The sequence below is a fragment of the Sphingomonas sanxanigenens DSM 19645 = NX02 genome, assembly GCF_000512205.2.
GTDB lineage: Bacteria > Pseudomonadota > Alphaproteobacteria > Sphingomonadales > Sphingomonadaceae > Sphingomonas_D > Sphingomonas_D sanxanigenens.
The window spans coordinates 1,255,875-1,276,002 of the sequence record NZ_CP006644.1; the positions used below are offsets into that span (position 1 = coordinate 1,255,875).

Sequence of the window (20,128 nt, forward strand, 5' to 3'; positions counted from 1 at the left end):
ATCAAAGGACACATCATGCCCGAAGCCTATATCGTCTCCGCGCGTCGCACCGCTGGCGGCCGCCGCAATGGCCGCCTCGCCGGCTGGCATCCCGCCGACCTCGGCGCGCTCGTGCTGGACGCGCTGGTCGCCGACGCGGGCGTCGATCCCGCTGCGATCGACGACGTGATCATAGGCTGCGTCAGTCAGGTCGGCGAGCAGACCTTTGCCTTCGGCCGCAACATCGTGCTTGCCTCCAACCTTCCCGACAGCGTTCCGGCGGTGACCATCGATCGCCAGTGCGGTTCTTCACAGCAGGCAGTTCATTTCGCGGCGCAGGCGGTGATGTCGGGGCTTCAGGACATCGTCATCGCCGGGGGTGTCGAAAGCATGAGCCGCGTGCCGATGGGGTCTCCGATCACGCTCGCCCAGGCGGGTGGCATCGGCTTTAATCCGTTCTCGGCATCCATCCAGAAGCGTTACGGCGTAGAGATGTTCAGCCAATTCCATGGCGCCCAAGCGATTGCCGACAAATACGGCTTCACGCGCGAAGATCATGACCGGTTTGCGCTGGACAGTCACCGCAAGGCGGCAGCGGCGATCGAGGCGGGTGCCTTTGACAAGGAGATCGTGCCCGTGCCGATCGTCACGGCCGGGGGCGAGCAGGCGGTTCACGACCGTGACGAAGGGGTGCGTGCCGGAGCCACGCTGGAGTCGATCGGGTCGGTCAAGCTGCTGAGTGAAGGTGGCACGCTCTCTGCCGCGACGGCCAGCCAGATCTGTGACGGGGCGAGCGGCGTCCTTGTCGCCTCGGAAGCGGCGGTGAAGGCGCATGGGCTCACGCCGATCGCCCGGATCGTCAACCTTGCGGTGACGGCCGGCGACCCCGTGATCATGCTGGAGGAGCCGATCCCGGCAACCCGGCGCGTGTTGGAACGCGCCGGCCTCTCGATGAGAGATATCGACCTGTTCGAGGTCAACGAAGCCTTCGCCTCAATTCCGATGGCGTGGATGAAGGCGCTGGATTCGGACCCCGCAAAGCTCAACGTCAACGGCGGCGCGATCGCGCTCGGCCATCCCCTGGGGGCAACGGGCACGAAACTGATGGCGACGCTTATCCACGCCCTGAAGGCCCGCGGGCAGCGCTACGGCCTGCAGACGATGTGCGAGGGCGGCGGCATCGCCAACGCCTCGATCATCGAGGTGCTTTGACGATGAACCTCGCGCCTACGGACGAGCAGGCGATGGTGCGCGAAATGGTCCGGCGCTTTCTTGCCGATCGCTATGACACGGGCAGCATGGCGAAGCTGCCGATGTCGCGCGAGGACTGGCGGGCGCTCGGCGAACTCGGCTTGCTCGGCTTTCTGCTGCCGGAAGGAGCCGGCGGCATGGGCGGCGGCGCGGCGGAGGTGATGATCGTCGCCGAGGAGATGGGACGGGCGCTTGCGATCACCCCGCTCGCCGAGAGCATCGTGCTGTGCGGCCGCGCCATCGCCGGCAGCAAGGCGGGTCAGCGCTGGGCCGAGCCGCTGGCGCAGGGGACAGCGTTGCTCGCCTTTGCCCGGGGAGGGGTGGTCAGCGAAGAGCGGCTGTCTGGTTCTGCCGGCATCGTGCGCGAGGGAATGGATGCCGCCGCCTTCGTTGTCGTGCCGGAAGGCGGCGGGGCGCTGCTGATAGATGCGGCCGCGCCGGGTGTGGTACGAATGCCCGTGCGGTTGGTCGACGGCAGCATGGCGGCACATCTCGGTTTCCAGGATACGGCAACCGAGCCGTTGCCGATCCGGTCAGAGGCATTGGCGATGGCCGTTGCTCTCGCGGAGTTGGCGGTGGTGGCGGAGATGGTCGGATCGATGGCGACCTTGCTCGACCTGACCCTCGATTATGTTCGGCAACGGCATCAATTCGGAAAACCCATCGCCAGCTTCCAGGTGGTGCAGCATCGTTGCGCGCGGCTCTACGCCTCGCTGGAGCAGTGCCGCTCGCTGCTACTGAAGGCCGCACTGGTCGAGGAGCAACGGCGGTTGCGCGCGGTAGCGACAGCCAAAGCCTATGTTTGCGATGCGGCGCTCAAGCTCGCCGAGGACGCGGTGCAACTGCACGGCGGCATGGGGGTGACCGACGAACTTGCGGTGGGACGCGGATTGCGTCGGGTGCTGTTGCTGTCCCGGTTGCATGGCGGCGCGATCGCAGCGAGAGCGGTGCTCGCCGCCTGACCATTTTCCGATGGATTAAGGAGCGCCGCACGCTTCCGCGCCGTCGCCCTTCGCCACGGCGCTTGGCATGATCGCGGGTGGGTGCCATTGACCATCCATTGCGTCAGGCCTGGGCCGGTACAGACGCATCATCAGCATGAACTTTTCGGCTGGGGCAGGCAGCCAGTTCGATCGCCCGGCCGCTCCGGGGTCATCGCTTTGCACATGGATTCTCAACGAGCCGTCCTTGCCGTAGGTCAGGCCCGGCGTCCGGTCGCCAATCGAATACCGCCTGCGCGCGTTCGGCACGAGGAAGCCTTTGGCGTAGTAGAGTGTTATCGACCAGAAGGCGTTCACCGGTGGAAGATCCTGCCGGCGAAAGCAGATCGTGTAGCGCGTGCGGCCATCGAGCGGGTGCCCATGTCCGTCGCGATGGGCGACGGGATAGAGCGCCTCCTTCCTGTCGAGGACGTAGATCTGATCCATCGCTACCGCGGCGCGAAGAAGATAGTCGCCCCCGAAGCGGGATCCAGCATAATTGGTCGACCAGCCGTTCTTGACGGCCCCCAACGCGCGCGTCTTCGCCGCGATTGCGGCAAGACCGTCCCGAACGCCCCGACGGACCTCTTCCCGCACCTTCGGGCTCAGATCCTGTTCACGGAAGCCCGCGGTCGAGGCGAGGCCGATCGCTTGCAGGGACGCGGCCAGGGCGGCGTCGTCCGGCTCGGTTCGCCAATCGCGCAGAACGGTGCCCAGACGGGCCAGCCAACGGAGGGGATCGCCGGCAGGCCCGTCCGGAAGTCGGCGTTGCGGTGTGATCGGCGGCTCGACGAGATGCCCGGGCGCGAGCCATTTCGTGAGCCGGATGCGATCCTGAAGCCCGTGCACGCGCGGCAGATCGGCCGCTCCGTCGGTGAGGATGCGGCCGGCCACCATCAGATAGCGTTGTCGGCTCCGGACGAGAAGCGCGCCCGCAGGCACGCTTCCGCTATATGCCGGACCGACGATGAAGATCGGGGGCAGGCGCCGACCATGACTGCTCTGACCAAAGGATTGCCGGGTCTCGCTATCCGCGTCGCCAAACTGGAAGACGTAGTAGCGGTCGCCGAAATCCGGGGTGTCGAGCTGGAAGGGACCTGCCGCCGTGTCGAGGAAGGCGAGCGCGTAGAGCGTGTCGTTGTTTGGCGCGACGCCGATCCTCGTGTCGGGATCGGCGAGCGCGCGCGCCAGGCCCAGATGGTTGATCGGCGCGGTTGCCACTGTCGGCGGACGCGGCGCGTACGGGCGATCGGGCTGCGTCGACTTTTCCCTGAGCTCGGCGGCGCGCACCAGCGGATAGCCCCACACGATCGCGCGGACGGCCAGCACGTATGGATCCGCGCTCGGTCGCGCGAATAGCTGCTCCGTTGTCGGGCTCTTTTCGAGCGCCTGCGCCGTTAATGGCGTGGCAGGCAGGCAAGCGAAGGCCAGTAAACAGGATCGCAGGCAAACGGACAAAGCGCGTCTCCCTCTTCCGGCCGGCATGTCGTCAACGTTCACGCAGTTCGGCCTCGTAGAAGCGGCTTGCCCAGCCAATGCTCAGCGCGCCGGCAACCGAGAACAGGACGACGATGGCAAGGGCATAGCGGAGCGACGTATCCTGTATCGCGCTGTTCGCGGCCAGATGATCGCTGAGCGCTCCCGTCACTGCGGGTCCGAGCCCGAGCCCGAACAGGTTGAAGACAAGCAAGGTGACAGCCGAGGTAAGCGCTCGCGTACGGGCCGGCACGATCGACTGCGGCACGCCAACGATCGGGCCGTAGTAGAAGAACATCAGCATCGTCGCGATGAAGCCGCAGGCCAGAGAAACAGGTAGCGAGGGCGCGAGAAACTGGGCGAGAGCGGCCGGGACCATCAGGAGCATGGCCACCGCGCTCACCCAGACGCGGCCGGCCGGCCTGTGCGTCCCGGCGGCATCGGAGAGGCGACCGCCCAGATAGATGCCGAGCGCACCGCCGAGCCCGTTCATCAACGCCAGCCAGGACGCCACTTCGGCAAGCGGCAGGTGATGGACGCGCATGTAGAAAGGCGCCGACCAGCTCATCATCGCATATTGGGCGAAGGCGTGAAGGGTCGTCCCGGCCAGCATGTAACGGTAGGTGCGCAGCCGCCACAGCACGCCGATCGCTACGCCAAGCGGGACGCTGGCAGCGTCGCCGGAACGCTCCCGGGAGATGGTACGGGCAGGTTCCCTGACCAGCAGCATCACGACCGGTGCGAGCACCAGCCCGGCGAGCCCGATTACGACAAACGCAAGCCGCCAGCCGAGCGCCGCCGCGATCCAGCCGCCGGACGCGTATCCGAGCATGATGCCGGCCGGCAGCGCGAGCCCCCAGAGCGCCACCGCCGTCACTCGCTTCTCGGGCGGATAATAGTCGGCGATGATCGAGTGGGATGCGGGCACCGATCCGGCCTCGCCCAGCGCCACGCCGATCCGGAACGCCACCAGCGAGCCGAAGCCCGTGGCGAGGCCCGACAAGGCCGTCATTGCGCTCCACGTTGCCAGAGAGGCGGCGACGATGTTGCGTCGGTTCATTCGGTCTGCCAGCCGGGCGATCGGCAGTGATAGCGTCGCATAGAACAAGGCAAACGCCAGCCCGGTGAGCAGCCCCAGTTGCGCATCGCTCAGGTGAAGCTCGCGTTTGATCGGTTCCTGCAGCACGGACAGGACCGTGCGATCGATATAATTGAACATCGACACGAGCCCCAGCAGCACGAGCATGCTGCGCCTGGCCTTCAGAAAAGCAGGTCCCGATCCGTCTGCCGTCCGAGGTGCCAAGTCGAGGGAGGGTCCGTTCATGGGTTCACCTTATCGAAGCTTGCGATGGCCGGGAGCAGCCTTGTCGCGCGATGAAACCCGCGCCGCGGACGCCAGATCGGATGATTCCTTCACCGGCTCAAAAGCGGAATCGGACGCCGGCAGTCATCGTCCGGCCGCCAACGTCGTACAGCGTAAACAAGGTCGGGTAGAGCAACCCAGGCGCGGCGGCGGCGGCGACCAGCGGCGGCTTGCGGTCGAACAGGTTCGTGGCGGTCAGGAACAGCTCGGGAGAGCCTGCCGTATCGAATTTGTAGGACAGTGTCGCATCCGTGTAGAACACCGGCTTGACGGCCGGTACGGCATAGGAGGTGGTCGGATCGTTCTCGAGATTGCCGATCTTCACCTTGCCGATGATGGATTCCTGCGCAAACGCCGTGAACCCGCCGTTGGCATAATTGATGCTGATCGTCGAACGAACCTTCGGAAAGGCATAGCCCGTCTGGCTGTTCACGCCATGCCCGGCATAATCGATCACCGGCGCGACCGAGTTGGTCTGCGAAATGTAGCGCCGCAGATAGTTCATGGATCCCCGCAGCGTGACTTCACCACTGCCGACGCTCATGCGATAGGACAATGCGACGTCGATGCCGCTGGTCTTGAGAACGCTGATGTTCTGCGTGATCAGGCTCACCGATGTCGGATAGTTTGCCGGGGATCTGTCGCTGAACGGCAGGGGGCGATCGATCAGGCTGCAGGTTGGGGACGTACCACCGGAGGTTTCGCATTCATTGACGACGTCGTTCAACCCTTGCGTGGCGATCGCGCCGTCGATCTTCAGATCGTAATAATCGATCGAGGCGTTGAAGCCGCTGAAAAAACTGGGGCTGAGGACGATTCCGGCCGCAAAGGTGTCGCCGGTCTCTGGCGTGAGGTCCGGATTGCCGCCGCTGAATTGGCGGATCGACCCCGGCGTTCCCGTGTGCGGGTCATTGAAGTTGACGGGCGCCGTCTGAATGCCGGCAAACAGCTCGAACAGCGATGGCGCTCGAATATCGCGCGAGCGCGTCACGCGGAACATGATGTCCTGGACCGGCTTGTAGACTGCGCCGATCTTCCAGGTGTTGACGCTGCCGCTCGTGCTGTAGTCGGTCAGGCGAAAAGCGCCGTTGAGGCTGAGTTCCTCAGCGAACGGCTGACCCTTGAAGATCGGAACCTGAGCCTCGGCAAAGGCCTCCTTCACGTTGAGCTTGCCGAAGGCAGAGCCGACATTCGTGTTGTTGAAACGCGTCATGCGATTGGCCGGAATGCCGCGCAGACCGGTGAAGTCGATAGCGACGGAAGGATCGGAATTCGAGGTCAGGTTCAGTTTCTGCCTACGATATTGCGCGCCGATAGCCACGGTCACGACACCTGCAGGAAGTTCGACGAGATCTCCGCGCGCCGAGACGACGAAGTCGTCCGTCGTGTTGCTGGCGCGGTAGCGAGATACCCCGAGAACCGTTTGCAAGGCGTCGGTCGTTGGCGTGCCTGCGCCGAACACGTTGATCGGAACGCATCCGGGATAAAGGCCGGGGTTGGTCAGCGTGACGCGGCACACGATTGAACCGTTGGGCGCTCTGACCGCATCGAGCGCTGCGGCAAGCTTCGGGATCTCGATCTGCGTCTGTGCGAACTTCGTGACGGAGTTGCCGTGGGTATAATCGGCGGTGACATTCCATCCGCCGAGTTGCCACTCAAGTCCGCCGTTGACCAAATACGCATTGGTCGCTTCGTTCGTGGGGATCGGCCCCTGCTCGTCGATGAAGCGAAACACGGTGAACGAGTCGTTCGGCCCCAGACGCGCTTGCACCGACGGATCGAGGAAAGCGTTGCCGCTGAAGAAGCGGAAGCCGAGGACCGATTGCGCCTGGGTGTCATAGCTCGTGACGCTACGCGAATAGCTACCCTGAGCGTGCGCCGTCAGCGTCTCGGTAAGATCGTAGGACAATTGCCCGTAGCCTTGGGTGGTCGTCAACGGTGCGATCAACTGGTTGGAGCCCGGAATATACAGGCCGTCCCCGCCGACATTCGTGCCGGGCGTCCCAGTCGGGGCCCCTCGCTGAAACGGACGCACCGCGCCGCCCGGAAGGAAAATCGAGTTGGCGAGCGACGGAACGGTGCTCGTCAGGATGATGCCGTTGTTGAAGTCGTTCGTCGCGAAGCGCAGGTTCGGGAGGAAGATGAACGGGTTTCCCGCTCTGCCCGGGGCGTCGGTCGATCCGACCACCGAGCCGACGGCGGCATAGGCATCGTCACCGTAGATTCGTGCGCTGCGCTTGATACCTTCGCTGCTGAAGCGTTCGAGGGAGGCGATGACATGGCCCCGACCGCCAGCGAACCCGAGACCTCCGGCGAGACCCACCCGGTAGTTGCCGAGATCGCCACGCGTGGAGATGCCCCGCTGCGCAACACCCTTCAGACCCTCGAACTTCTTCTCAAGGACGAAATTGACGGCGCCGCTGACGGCGTCCGAACCATAGACGGCGGAGGCGCCGCCCGTGACCACGTCGACACGCTGGATCAGCAGTTGGGGAATCGTGTTGACGTCGACCGCGCCGCGGAAAGTCGTCGGCGGCACACGGATGCCGTCGAGCAGGATCAGCGCGCGGGTCGGTCCGACACCGCGAAGGTTGAGCAGGTTGCCGTGCTCGCCGCTATTTCCCTGCAACTGGGTATTCGCTGCGGGGCTGACCGAATTCGCGAATTGCGGAAGCTTGTTGAGAGCATCGGCGAGATTGGTCGGCGTTGCTTTCTGGAGTTCTGCGGTGGGGGCGACAGTGACAGGCGTCGGCTGGTTGTACCCGTCGCGGACAACCCGGCTGCCCGTGACGATGATGTCCTGGATCCGGCTGGTGTCGGCGTCTGCGTCCGAAGTCGATGCCGCTCGCGTCGACGTGTCCGCATTCTGGGCATTGGCCGGTGTGATAGCAAAGACGAAGGTGCATCCGCACAATAAGGCCAGTCGGCTTATCTTTAACCTCTCCATCATCCTCTCTCCCTTATTTACGGGCTGTTATGTCTTTCGCCCGGATCATTGGTATTTTTGCAGGTGTGGATGTTCAGCGTGCCCCCGCTTCTCGCGCCGAAAGCCACGCGGCTTGCGCGAGCGGCTCGATCCTGGTCACGATGTCGCCAGCGTTCGTGGCGGTTTGCACCCCATCCCGCGCGCGGCCGGCGATGCCCTGGAGAATGGCGGCGACGCGAAACAGGTTGAAGGCACGGTAGAAGGGGTGGGTCGGATCGCAGCGCAGCCCGGTACGCTCGCAATAGCGGCGCGCATATTCCTCGGCGGAGGGGATGCCGAGTGCCGCAAGATCGGCTCCCTTGAGCGTGCCGCGAACGTCGACGCCTTCTGGCCGGAACCACTCCATCATGTGATAGGTCAGGTCGCCGAGCGGATCGCCGAGCGTTGACAATTCCCAGTCGATGACTGCGGCGACACGCGGTTCGCTTGGGTGCACGAGCAGATTGTGAAACGAATAATCACCGTGGATGATCGTCGTACGCTCGTCCGTGATCGGTATCGCGCCGGGAAGCCACGCGATCAAGCGATCCATTTCCGGTATCTCGCGCGTGCGGGACGCCTCATATTGGCGCGACCAGCGCGAAATCTGCCGCGCGAAATAGTTGCCCTGCCGGCCATAGTCGGCGAGGCCGATCGCCGCGTAATCGACCGAGTGCAGCCGGGCGAGCGTCTCGTTGGCAGAATCATAGATGGCGGCGCGCTCGGCCGGTTCGAGGCCTGGCATCCGCGGATCCCAGAAGCTTCGACCGGGCACGTGCCGCATAACGTAGAACATCGTCCCGATGACGTCATCGTCCTCGCAGAGCGCGAGCGGCTCGGGCACCGGCAGACCGGCATCGTAGAGCGCGCGCGTCACACGATATTCCCGATCGACCGCGTGGGCGGACTTCAACAGCACGCCGGCGGGCTTGCGGCGAAGCACGTAGCTCTTGTCGGGTGTCGAGATCAGGAAGGTTGGGTTGGACTGGCCGCCCTCGAACCGCCTGACCTGCATGGGTCCATGGAATTCGCGCACATGGCTGGAAAGATAGGTCTTGAGGCGCGTCTCGTCGAACGCGCTGTTGCTGGCCACCTCGATCGTGGAGCCGATCGTCGCGGCGGGTCGCGCGGCGTTCACGGGCGGGCGCCTTCGTCTGCATATCTCGCCAGCTCCATGCGGGCGAGCTGACGTTCGTGGACCTCGTCCGGCCCGTCGGTCAGACGAACGATACGGGTGTTGGCCCAAAGTTCGGCGAGACCGAAGTCGTCGCTGACACCGCCGCCGCCATGCGCCTGGATCGCGTCGTCTACGATCTGCTGCGCCATTCTTGGCGCTGCGATCTTGATCATCGCGATCTCGGCGCGTGCCTCCTTGTTGCCCACCGTGTCCATCCGGTGCGCGGCCTTGAGGCAGAGGAGCCGCGCCATTTCGATCTCACACCGGGCACGCGCGATACGCTCCTCCCAAACCGAATGTTCGGCGATGGCCTTGCCGAATGTGCGGCGGGAGAGGAGGCGCCGGCACATTTTCTCCAGAGCGACCTCCATCGTGGCGATGTTGCGCATCGTGTGATGGATACGGCCCGGTCCAAGCCGACCTTGTGCGATTTCGAAGCCGCGTCCCTCGCCGAGCAGCATGTACTCGGCGGGCACACGAACATTTTCCAGCGCGACTTCGAAATGGCCGTGCGGCGCGTGGTCGTAGCCGAAGACTGGCAGATGGCGGACGAGCGTGACGCCGGGCGTTGCTCGCGGAACGAGGATCATCGACTGCTGGCGGTAGGCCGCTGCCTCGGGATCGGTCTTGCCCATGAGGATGAAGAAGTCGCAGCGCGGATGGCCAGCGCCAGACGACCACCATTTGCGGCCGTTGATGACGTAATCGCCGCCGTCGCGGCGGATTTCGGTCTGAATGTTGCGGGCGTCCGATGAAGCGACCGCCGGCTCGGTCATCAAGAATGCGGAGCGCGTCTTGCCGTCGCGGAGCGGGACCATGAAGCGCTGCTTCTGCTCGGGCGTGCCGTAACGATGCAGGACTTCGAAATTACCGGTGTCGGGCGCCATGCAGTTGAAGACTTCGCTCGCGAACGAGATCCGGCCCATCAACTCGGCGATAGGCGCATATTCGACATTTGTGAGGCCGACACTGGTGAAGAAGGCATCGTCATGCTCCGATGGAGGCATGAACAGGTTCCATAAGCCCGCCGCTCGCGCCTTCTCCTTCAGTTCGTCGAAGACCGGGGGGATGGCGGCCCAGCGATCGATGCTGGCCGACTGGTCGTGGTAGACGGGCACGGCAGGAACGATATGCTCGTCCATGAAGGCGCGCACCCGCTCCATCCACTCCCTGGATCTTGTCGACTGGTCGAAGTCCACGCATCCACTCCTGATAGGTGGCCGGTTCCACGCCGGCACTGCTTGTCGTCTACATTCACCCGACCGTACGGTCGAGAGTTTTCTAATCGACCGACTGGTCGGCTGTCAAACTGGTCAGGGCTGAAATTTTAAGTTGACGCCCGACCAGTCGGTCGATCAATTGTTCGGACGGGAGAGAGGATGCAATGTCAACAAGTCCGCTCATGAATGTCGCCCTTTTGCGGGGGTACGCGCCGTACACGCTGGCCGGCCTCGCGGCTTTCCGCGCGGTAATCGAATCCGATGGGGCTGTGTCGGCGAAGCTGAAAGCGATGTTTGCCGCTGTCGCTGCGGTCGATCGTCGTCACCTCGATCTGGCGCGGCGCGAGCTTGCGCGAGGGGGCGAGCTTGGCTTGACGCCCAAGGAAGCCACAGCTGGACTGATCGTGCTCACCAGCCTGCGCGGCGAAGCGGCCGCGCTGCATTTCGCCACCATCATCAGTGAGACGTTCGCTGATTCGAGCGGACCCGTCCCCCAGGAACTGCCGGTCGCGGCCGAGGGGGAGGCAGAGGCGAACTTCAAAGCCTATTGGGCCGGTAGCGTGCCGACGCCTCTGGCGCAGCTGATGCGGTTGGTGCCGAAGGCGGCCGACGCATATTATCTGATGCGGCGGGGCAGCATCGACGCCAACCCGCTGTCGCCCAAGCATGGCGAGTTGTTGCTGCTCACGATCCTTGCCGCCGGGTACAGCCCGATGGCGGCAACGCACGTGCGCGGCGCGCGCAATGCGGGCGCTGTCGACGAGGAGATTGCCGAGGCGGTGCTCTGCGCCGTGCCGGCCGCCGGCATCGCCGCATGGATGGCGGTGGGCGGCATGCTCGCGCCCCCGGAAGAGGGCGGCATTCCACGCTGAAAATCAATCGTTCAAACGCTATCACCAAGGAGAGATATGATGGAACCCGAGAAGGACGTCATCCAATACGAAGTGGCCGACAACGGAATCTGCACGATCTGGCTCAATCGGCCACATGTGAAGAATTGTGTAAGCCCGCAACTTCTGCGTGATCTCGAAGCTGCGGTCGATAAGGCCGCCGAAGACAGCAAGGTACTGGCAGTGGTCTTCCGCGGTCGCGGCCGGACGTTTTGCGCCGGTGCCGACCTCGGCCAGCTCGTCGGCCCCGTCCTGCACGAGACCAGCACCTCGCTCCAGCTCGCGATCGACTCCGCGCGCACCTACGACAAGATCTACAACATGAAGAAGCCCACGATCGCCTGCGTCGAAGGCTATGCCGTCGCCGGCGGGTTCGAGCTCTTCATCTCGTGCGACTTCGGCATTGCCGCCGATGATGCCAAGATCGGCGACTTCCACATCCGCCGCGCGCTGTTCGGCGGCGCGGGGCCGATCTATCGGCTGCCGCGCTACATCGGCATGCGCAAGGCCAAGGAACTGATGCTGACCGGCAAACTGCTCACTGGCGAGGAGTGCGTCGAGTGGGGCCTGTGCAACGCGTCTGCCCCGACGGAGCAGCTCGAACAGCTGATCCAGGACTTCTGCGCGCCGCTGATCGACAAGAGCCCGTTTTGCATGTGGATGACGAAGATGGCGGTCAATCGCGGGCTCGATGCCGACACCAACTCGCTCATTACACTTGAAACGATGACCTGCAACGTCGTCCATCACTCTGCGGATGCAAAGGAAGGCGTGGCGGCGTTTCTTGAGAAGCGCCAGCCCGTCTGGACCGGCAAATAGGCCATGGCGGTCAGCATGGTCGTCCTGGCGAGCCGCCCGCAGGACTGGACGCACGAGCAGTTCACCACCTGGTGGCGGGGGCCCCACGCCGACGCCGCCAGGATCCTGCCCGGCCTCATCGCCTATCGGCACGGCGCGGTGACGAAAGACTATGACAGTCCCGAGGTGCCGGGCTGGGACGGTCATGCAGTACTGACCTTTACCGATCGTGCTGCGCTCGACACCGCGTTCGCTTCCTCCGAGTGGAAGGCGGCGACGGCGCAAACGAGGGGGATGGGCGGCCGGCGCATCATCCTGATCACCGACGAGGTCGACTTGCTGGCAGGGACGCACGATGCCTGATATTGGCCCTGGCTTCGCCGCCGCGCAGTTCAGGCTCGATGGCAAGCGGGCACTGATCACGGGCGGGCGCGGCGCATTGGCCGAAGCCATGGCAGCCACGCTCGCTGATCTCGGCTGCGCGGTCGCGCTTGCGTCCCGCACCGAGGCGGACTGCGCCGAACTTGCAGCCAGTGTCTCGCGGCGGTTCCGCGTCCCGACCGTCGGGCTGAGTTGCAACATTGCCGACGAGGCCTCGGTTGAGGTGGCGGTAGCGCGGACCATTGAACGGATCGGCGGGCTCGACATCCTGATCAACAATGCGGGTGCCTCCTGGTGGGGGTTGCCCCAGGACATCCCGTTGAAGGGATGGCAGAAAGTGATGGATGTGAACGTGACGGGCACGTTCCTCGCCTGCCGGCATGCCGCGCGCCACATGATAGCGCAAGGCGGGGGCGCCATCGTCAACATCGCCTCTGTTGGCGCCTTCCTGTCCTATCAGCCCGAGGCGGGGCAGGTGGTGCCCTATACGACGAGCAAGGCCGCGATCGTTCATTTGACCAGCGACCTCGCCGCTCAATGGGCTGGTCACAACATTCGCGTAAATGCCATCGCTCCGGGCTCGATCGAGACCGGCATGACCGAGACGCTCGACCCCGCGATCCGGGAGAGGACGCGACTCGGCATCCTGATGCGTCGCTTCGGCAAACCCCAGGAGATTGGGGGTACGCTGGCGTTGCTGGCCTCTGACGCCGGCAGCTTCATCACCGGCCAGACGTTTCTCGTTGATGGAGGGCAGTCCCTTGCCTGACGCTCTCGTGCCGCCCGCGATTGAGTGGGATCATGAAAGGCTCTGGCCGCAGTTCGAGCGACTGGCCCTCGCTGATCCGGCCGCGCTGGCGCTTGTCGATTGCGACGATCGGCAGTGGACTCGTGGAGAACTGCTGGGCCTCGCCCTCGAGATCGCAGCAGCGCTGAGCTCGGCGGGCGCGAGGCCGTACGCGCGCGTGCTCGTGACCGGGCACAAATCGCCGGCGTCGATCGCAACCGCGCTCGCTGTTTCGTCGTTGGAAGCGGTCTTCTGCCCCGTGTCGCCAAAGTTGGGTGCTGGCGATCTCGCCAAGCTGGAGTCCCTCCTGGGGCACGTGGCGAAAGTCACAGGCGCGGGTAGCGATTTGCCCGACATTCTGCCGGTCGCCGGGTCGGCGTCGACCGATGAACGGGACCGCCAAACGGTCCTCATCGGCTTCACCTCGGGCAGCACGGGCGTGCCGAAGGGGGTTATGCACGGCGCGGGCGCCCTTAACTATGCCACGCGCGCCTGCGCCGCCATTGCGGGTTTGCAATCCGGCGACGCCATTCTCGGTATTGTGCCGCTGGACAGCGCGCCGGGCTTCACATTTACCGCCCATTTCGCCTTGTCGCTTGGGCACGCGCTGGTCTTGATGGATCCGTGGCTGCCGGCGGAGGCGCTGCGGCGAGCGGAGCGCTACCGTTGCGGCTGGGCGATTGCGGTGCCAACCCACCTGTTCACGATGGTCGAGGCCGCCCGGCAGGGTGAATGGAGCGGCCGGCTCCCGCTGCGCGCGATGGCTGTGGGCGGAAGCGCCATGACCGCCGAGTTGATCGCAGACGCGGACCGCCTGCTCGGCCTGAAGGCCTTGCGCATGTTCGGAATGTCCGAATGTATGGGCCACGCCTCGACACACCCGCAACATCCGCTGGAGAGGCGACAGCATTACGACGGCATCCCTTTTCCCGGCACGGAAGACGAGGCTTTCGATGGCGAGTTGCGGCCTTTGCCGCGCGGGCAACGTGGACAGGCAGGCGTGCGCGGGCCGTCGCTCTTCCTTGGCTATGCCGAGGGGCTGGGCGCGGGGCAGGAGCGGATGACGCCGGACGGCTTTTATCTTACCGGCGACGAGATCATCCGTGACGATGAAGGCTTCGTCCGCGTGGTCGGGCGGATCAAGGATCAAATCATTCGCGGCGGCTTCAACATTGATCCTGCCGAGATCGAGGCGGCGCTGCTGCGCCACCCCGCCATCGCCGAGGCGGCGGTGGTGGCGGTGCCCGAGCGCAAGCTCGGCGAACAGGCGTGCGCCGTCTGCCGGATCCGGGCGGGCGAAGGGGCTGTCGATCTGAGCGCCTTGCTCGGTCACCTGGCTGCACAAGGTGTATCGCGCAAGAAGTGGCCAGAGCATCTGGTGCTGGTGGAGACCATGGCCGTAACTGCCACCGGCAAGCTCGACAAGAAAGCAATGGCAGTCATGGCCGCGGCGGAGCTTGCCCGACGGTCTGGTTCCTCCGCCCTTAGACAGGACGCCTGACATGACCCGCACCGCAACGAGCGCCTTCATGGCCGACGTGATGCTGATCACGCTCGACAATCCGCCAGTGAACGCCCTTTCGAATGCTCTTCGGCGCGACCTGCATGAGGAACTGCAGCGCGCCTTCGAAGATGCGGCCGTGCGGGCGATCGTGCTGATCTGCGCAGGGCGCACGTTCGTTGCGGGTGCCGACATCACGGAGTTCGGCCAACCCTGGCAGCGACCGTCGCTGCCGGATCTCTGCACATTTCTCGATGATGCGCCCAAGCCGGTCATCGCCGCCATCCACGGGACGGCGCTGGGTGGAGGGTTCGAACTGGCGCTCGCGTGCCACTATCGCATCGCCGCGCTGAGCGCGAAGGTCGGCTTGCCCGAAGTGCACCTCGGCATCCTCCCCGGTGCGGGCGGCACCCAGCGCGTGCCCAGGATCGTCGGGGTCGAAGCCGCGCTCGAGATCATCACGTCAGGGCGGCGGATCGGCGCCACCGAGGCCCTGTCACTTGGGCTGATCGACGCGGCCGTTGGCGATGCGATCCTCCGCGATGAGGCAATTGCCTTTGCAAAACGGGTGATCGCGGATGGTGGCGCCATGCCGCGTATTCGCGACCGGACAGTGACGGTAGAGGCGGCTCACGCCCGTTCGGATCTTTTCGCGAATTTCCGCAAGGCCAATCCGCACCGGTTCAAGGGGTTCCTCGCGCCTGCCGCGATCGTCGAAGCGGTCGAAGCGGCAGTGACGCTCCCCTTCGACGACGGACTGGCAACGGAGACGGCGTTGTTCGAGCGATTGGTCGCCAGTCCCGAGTCGGCCGCGCAGCGGCACGCGTTTTTTGCCGAACGGGAGGCGGCGCGCGTGCCCGACATAGGAGCAGATGCGGTGCCGATCGATATCTGCGCCGTCGGCGTTATCGGTGCCGGCACGATGGGCGGCGGCATCACCATGAACTTCCTCAACGCCGGCATTCCGGTGACGCTGGTTGAGATGACGCAGGAGGCGCTGGATCGCGGGATCGCCACCATCCGCCGAAACTATGAAGCGACCGCTGCCAAGGGACGCATGACGACCCAGCATGTCGAGCAGCGGATGGCTCTGATCTCGCCCAGCCTGGATCTGGGGGCGCTCGTCGATGCCGATCTCCTGATCGAAGCGGTCTACGAAAGCATGGACGTGAAAAGGGATATCTTCGCAAGGCTCGACGGCATCGTGAAGCAGGGCGCGATTCTCGCCTCGAACACGTCGTTCCTCGATCTGAACCGCATCGCCGCGGCGACCCGCCGGCCCGCCTGCGTGGTCGGCCTTCATTTCTTCTCGCCCGCCAATGTCATGCGGTTGCTGGAGGTGGTCCGGGGTTCAGCCACATCGAAGACCGTGATTGCGACGGCGATGAAGCTTGCCAAACGGATTGGCAAGGTCGCGGTTCTGAGCGGCGTCTGCGACGGCTTTATCGCCAATCGCTTGCTCGCGCCGCGTGGCTATCAGGCCGAAGCGATGATGCTGGAAGGAACGCCGATTGCCGAAATCGATCGCGCGCTGGTCGGCTATGGTTTCGCAATGGGCCATTTCCAGATGATGGATCTGGTTGGTCTCGATGTGATCGGCCGAGACGCGGCGAAACGAACGGTGATGGGAGATCTCGTCGCTGCCGGCCGCTTGGGGCAGAAGCGCGGCGCCGGCTATTACGATTATGATGAAAAGAGGCGGCCCAGCCCGTCGGCCGTGACCGCGGCTCTCATTGCGGAAGTTGCTGCAGCCGGAGGGGTCGCGGGCGCCGCTACCCGTGGCGATGAAGCGCTGCTTGCGCGATTGCTCTACCCGGTCGTCAACGAAGGGGCGAAGATCCTGGACGAAGGCATCGCACTGCGTGCCTCCGATATCGATATTGCCGCGGTGCTGGGCTATAATTGGCCCGTATATCGGGGCGGCCCGCTGTTCTGGGCGGATCAGGTGGGTCTTGGTCGTGTCGTTGCCGAGATGCGCGCGCTGGAAGCGGTGCATGGCGAAGTCTTCCGCCCGGCGCCTTTGCTGGTCCGCCTGGCAGACGAGGGCCGGGGCTTCGGCAGCCTAAGTTGACGGTCAATGCCTGCGTGCTCACGCACCGGCCCAAGGTTCGCCAACCGCCTGGCGCGGAGAAATGCCGGTGGATGGGAATTGAGGCGGCGCGCGGGTTACCATCAGCGATCAGTGCCGGTCCGTCTTCGACGCTGAAGGATGCAGGACACTGTGATGTCAGTCAGTCGACTTCCGTCTCACGCTTTCACAATTAAGACGACCGAAGGGAAGCCGGCGGAATGACCGCACTATTCGACCTGACCGACGAACAGCGCGAGATTCAGGACCTCGCACGGCGCTTCACCGCCGATGCCATCACCCCGCACGCCGCGGCGTGGGACGAGAAGCATATCTTCCCGCGCGACACGATCCGCGCCGCCGCCGAACTCGGCTTCGGTTCGATCTACGTGTCCGAGGCGTCGGGCGGCATCGGGCTGGGCCGCCTGGAATCGGCGCTGATCATGGAGGCGATGGCCTATGGCTGCCCTTCGACGAGCGCCTTCATCTCGATCCACAACATGGCGTCCTGGATGATCGATCGCTTCGGCGGCGAGGCGGTGAAGGCGCGTTACCTGCCGTCGATGGTGACGATGGAGCGGATCGCGTCCTATTGCCTGACCGAACCCGGATCGGGATCCGACGCGGCAGCGCTCAAGACAAGGGCGGTGCGCGACGGCGACGATTATGTCGTCACCGGCACCAAGGCGTTCATTTCGGGCGGCGGCGAGAACGACATCTACGTGGTGATGGTCCGCACCGGCGAGGATGGCCCCAGGGGGATCAGTTGCCTGGTGATCGAGAAGGACATGCCTGGCGTGTCCTTCGGTGCGCAGGAGCGCAAGCTCGGCTGGCACTCGCAGCCGACCGCGCAGGTCAATTTCGATGCTGTGCGTGTTCCTGTGGATAATCTTGTGGGCAGCCTGGGGGAAGGCTTCCGCATCGCGATGATGGGGCTGGACGGCGGGCGGCTGAACATCGGCGCCTGCTCGCTGGGCGGGGCGCAGCGCTGCCTCGACGAGGCGATCAACTACACCAGGGAGCGCAAGCAGTTCGGCCAGGCGATCGCCGATTTCCAGAACACCCAATTCATGCTGGCGGATATGGAAACCGAGCTGCAGGCGGCGCGCTGCCTGCTCTACACCGCCGCCGCGAAGGTGACCGCCGACGCGCCGGACAAAACGCGCTTCGCGGCAATGGCCAAGCGCTTCGCGACCGACACCGGATCCAGGGTGGCCAACGATGCGCTGCAGCTCCATGGCGGCTATGGCTATCTGATGGATTATCCGATCGAGCGCTTCTGGCGCGACCTGCGCGTCCATTCGATCCTCGAAGGAACGAACCAGGTGATGCGGATGATCATCGGGCGCGAACTGACCCGCCAGTGAGCGTAGCGATCCTGCCAGGAGGACATGTGACAGACGCGTTGATCATCCGGACCGAAGGCGGCGCCGGCCGCATCCGCCTCAACCGGCCCAAGGCGATCCATGCGCTGACCGCCGGCATGGCCGAGGGCATATTGCATGCCCTGGAAAGCTGGCGCGGCGACGGCGCGGTCGAGGTGGTGATGTTCGATCACGCCGAGGGGCGCGGATTCTGCGCGGGCGGCGACATCCGCCTGATCGCGGAGAGCGGAGCGGGGGACGGCGTGGCGGCGCGGCGCTTCTTCCACCTCGAATATCAGATGAACCACCGGCTGTTCACTTATGCCAAGCCGACCGTGGCGTTCATGGACGGCATCACGATGGGCGGCGGCGTCGGCATCTCGCTGCCCTGCAAGTATCGCGTCGCGACCGAGAACACCCGCTTCGCGATGCCCGAAACCGGGATCGGCCTGTTCCCCGATGTGGGTGCAGGCTGGTATCTGTCGCGCCTGCCCGGGCGGGTGGGGCAATATCTGGCGCTGACCGGCGCGCGCATCGACGGTGCGGACTGCCTCGCGCTGGGCCTCGCGACCCATTATCTGCCCACCGCCGCGCTCGACGAGGCCAAGGCGCGGATCGCGTCGGACCCGCGCGCGATCGAGGAGATCCTCGCGTCGCTCGCCGTCGCGGCGCCGCCCGCGGCGATCGAGGGGCAGCGCGCGGACATCGCCCGGCTGTTCGCGTCGGACGTCCTGGAGGATGTCTATGCCGCGCTGGAGGCCGATGGCGGCGAATGGGCGGCCGCGCAGCGCGCGACGCTCGACGGCAAGTCGCCGCAGACGATGAAGGTATCGCTCAGGCTGCTCGCGAACGGCGCGCTGTTCCAGGATTTCGCCGACGAGATGCGGCAGGAATATGCCGTCGCCTGCCATGTCGTGCAGCGTCACGACTTCATCGAGGGCGTCCGCGCGGTGATCATCGACAAGGACAATGCGCCGAAATGGAACCCGGCGACGCCCGAGCAGGTGAGCGATCATCTGATCGACACGATCTTCGCGCCGCTGCCCGAACATGAGGCGTGGCAGCCGGCGCGGGCGGGCTGACCGGCAAGCGAGATCAACGATATGGGCATGAAGGAGCAGCGCGTTAGATGAGCTACGAGACTTTGCTGGTCGAGACCCGCGGGGCGGTGACCCTGGTGACGGTGAACCGGCCGCAGGCGCTGAACGCGCTCAATTCGCAGGTGCTGGCGGATCTGATCGCCGCTTTCGCCGCCTATGATGCCGATCCGGCGCAGCGCTGCCTGGTGCTTACCGGCAGCGAGAAGGCGTTCGCGGCGGGTGCCGACATCAAGGAGATGCAGGCGAAGGGCTTCGCGCAGATGTTCGGCGAGAATTTCTTCGCCGGGTTCGAGCGGGTGACGGCCACGCGCAAGCCGTGGATCGCCGCGGTCTCGGGCTATGCGCTGGGCGGCGGCTGCGAACTGGCGATGATGGCCGATTTCATCATCGCCGCCGACACCGCGAAGTTCGGCCAGCCCGAGATCAAGCTTGGCGTCGCGCCGGGGATGGGCGGATCGCAGCGCCTGACCCGCGCGGTGGGCAAGGCGAAGGCAATGGACATGTGCCTGACCGGGCGGATGATGGATGCCGCCGAAGCGGAGCGCGCCAGCCTGGTCAGCCGGATCGTGCCCGCGGCGGATCTGGTGGCCGAGGCGCTGAAGGCGGCCGAAGCGATTGCGGGCATGCCGCCGCTCGCCGCCATCGCCAACAAGGAAATGGTCAACACCGCGTTCGAGACGGGGCTCGCCACCGGCATCCTGTTCGAGCGCCGCCTGTTCCACGGCCTGTGCGCGACCGCGGACAAGGCGGAAGGCATGGCCGCGTTCGTCGAGAAGCGGCCGGGCAACTGGACGGGGAAATAAAGCAACCCGCGCGACAAGGAGAGGA

At 65.0% G+C, this 20,128-nt stretch carries 16 protein-coding genes; 11 read left to right on the forward strand and 5 right to left on the reverse strand.

The window, feature by feature from the left end; genetic code table 11:
- The first annotated feature begins 15 nt into the window (after positions 1 to 15).
- The gene (locus tag NX02_RS05955; protein WP_025291279.1) at positions 16 to 1,191 is read left to right on the forward strand and encodes an acetyl-CoA C-acetyltransferase; all 1,176 of its coding nucleotides are present in this window, start codon (positions 16 to 18) and stop codon (positions 1,189 to 1,191) included.
- A gap of 2 nt (positions 1,192 to 1,193) precedes the next feature.
- Positions 1,194 to 2,192 carry an acyl-CoA dehydrogenase family protein gene (locus NX02_RS05960; RefSeq protein WP_025291280.1) on the forward strand — a complete coding sequence of 333 codons (999 nt, stop codon included), beginning with the start codon at positions 1,194 to 1,196 and terminating at the stop codon, positions 2,190 to 2,192.
- A 15-nt stretch (positions 2,193 to 2,207) separates the two neighbouring features.
- Here NX02_RS05960 and NX02_RS05965 read toward each other — a convergent pair whose 3' ends face one another.
- From NX02_RS05965 to NX02_RS05985, 5 genes are all read right to left on the reverse strand, one after another.
- Positions 2,208 to 3,539 carry a DUF1254 domain-containing protein gene (locus NX02_RS05965; RefSeq protein WP_025291281.1) on the reverse strand — a complete coding sequence of 444 codons (1,332 nt, stop codon included), beginning with the start codon at positions 3,537 to 3,539 and terminating at the stop codon, positions 2,208 to 2,210.
- Positions 3,540 to 3,699: 160 nt separating this feature from the next.
- A complete protein-coding gene (locus NX02_RS05970) occupies positions 3,700 to 5,010 on the reverse strand; it encodes an MFS transporter (protein WP_025291282.1) in 1,311 nt (436 codons plus the stop codon).
- A gap of 97 nt (positions 5,011 to 5,107) precedes the next feature.
- Positions 5,108 to 7,999, reverse strand: a complete 2,892-nt coding sequence (locus NX02_RS05975; RefSeq protein ID WP_025291283.1) for a TonB-dependent receptor plug domain-containing protein — start codon at positions 7,997 to 7,999, stop codon at positions 5,108 to 5,110.
- Between the two features lie 70 nt (positions 8,000 to 8,069).
- On the reverse strand, positions 8,070 to 9,152 hold the full coding sequence (locus NX02_RS05980) for a phosphotransferase family protein (RefSeq protein WP_025291284.1): 1,083 nt from the start codon (positions 9,150 to 9,152) through the stop codon (positions 8,070 to 8,072).
- Positions 9,149 to 10,354: an acyl-CoA dehydrogenase family protein gene (locus tag NX02_RS05985; RefSeq protein ID WP_084717626.1), complete on the reverse strand. Its 1,206-nt coding sequence runs from the start codon at positions 10,352 to 10,354 to the stop codon at positions 9,149 to 9,151. The genes NX02_RS05980 and NX02_RS05985 overlap by 4 nt, the downstream gene beginning before the upstream one ends.
- Before the next feature lie 239 nt (positions 10,355 to 10,593).
- Here NX02_RS05985 and NX02_RS05990 point away from each other — a divergent pair, with 239 nt between their 5' ends.
- From NX02_RS05990 to NX02_RS06030, 9 genes are all read left to right on the forward strand, one after another.
- The gene (locus NX02_RS05990) at positions 10,594 to 11,283 is read left to right on the forward strand and encodes a carboxymuconolactone decarboxylase family protein (protein ID WP_245648776.1); all 690 of its coding nucleotides are present in this window, start codon (positions 10,594 to 10,596) and stop codon (positions 11,281 to 11,283) included.
- 39 nt (positions 11,284 to 11,322) lie between these two features.
- Positions 11,323 to 12,120, forward strand: a complete 798-nt coding sequence (locus tag NX02_RS05995; protein ID WP_025291287.1) for an enoyl-CoA hydratase/isomerase family protein — start codon at positions 11,323 to 11,325, stop codon at positions 12,118 to 12,120.
- Between the two features lie 3 nt (positions 12,121 to 12,123).
- Positions 12,124 to 12,462, forward strand: coding sequence for an EthD family reductase (locus NX02_RS06000; protein WP_025291288.1), 339 nt, complete (start codon positions 12,124 to 12,126; stop codon positions 12,460 to 12,462).
- Entirely contained in the window at positions 12,455 to 13,249 is a 795-nt protein-coding gene (locus NX02_RS06005; RefSeq protein ID WP_025291289.1) for an SDR family NAD(P)-dependent oxidoreductase, read from the forward strand. The genes NX02_RS06000 and NX02_RS06005 overlap by 8 nt, the downstream gene beginning before the upstream one ends.
- Positions 13,227 to 14,768 (forward strand): class I adenylate-forming enzyme family protein, encoded by a 1,542-nt coding sequence (locus NX02_RS06010; protein ID WP_025291290.1) that lies wholly within the window; start codon positions 13,227 to 13,229, stop codon positions 14,766 to 14,768. The genes NX02_RS06005 and NX02_RS06010 overlap by 23 nt, the downstream gene beginning before the upstream one ends.
- 1 nt (position 14,769) lies before the next feature.
- On the forward strand, positions 14,770 to 16,839 hold the full coding sequence (locus tag NX02_RS06015; protein WP_025291291.1) for a 3-hydroxyacyl-CoA dehydrogenase NAD-binding domain-containing protein: 2,070 nt from the start codon (positions 14,770 to 14,772) through the stop codon (positions 16,837 to 16,839).
- Positions 16,840 to 17,057: 218 nt separating this feature from the next.
- Positions 17,058 to 18,203: an acyl-CoA dehydrogenase family protein gene (locus tag NX02_RS06020; protein WP_025291292.1), complete on the forward strand. Its 1,146-nt coding sequence runs from the start codon at positions 17,058 to 17,060 to the stop codon at positions 18,201 to 18,203.
- Positions 18,204 to 18,229: 26 nt separating this feature from the next.
- The gene (locus NX02_RS06025) at positions 18,230 to 19,282 is read left to right on the forward strand and encodes an enoyl-CoA hydratase/isomerase family protein (protein WP_025291293.1); all 1,053 of its coding nucleotides are present in this window, start codon (positions 18,230 to 18,232) and stop codon (positions 19,280 to 19,282) included.
- Positions 19,283 to 19,329: 47 nt separating this feature from the next.
- Positions 19,330 to 20,103, forward strand: a complete 774-nt coding sequence (locus NX02_RS06030) for an enoyl-CoA hydratase-related protein (RefSeq protein ID WP_025291294.1) — start codon at positions 19,330 to 19,332, stop codon at positions 20,101 to 20,103.
- The last annotated feature ends 25 nt before the right edge of the window (positions 20,104 to 20,128 follow it).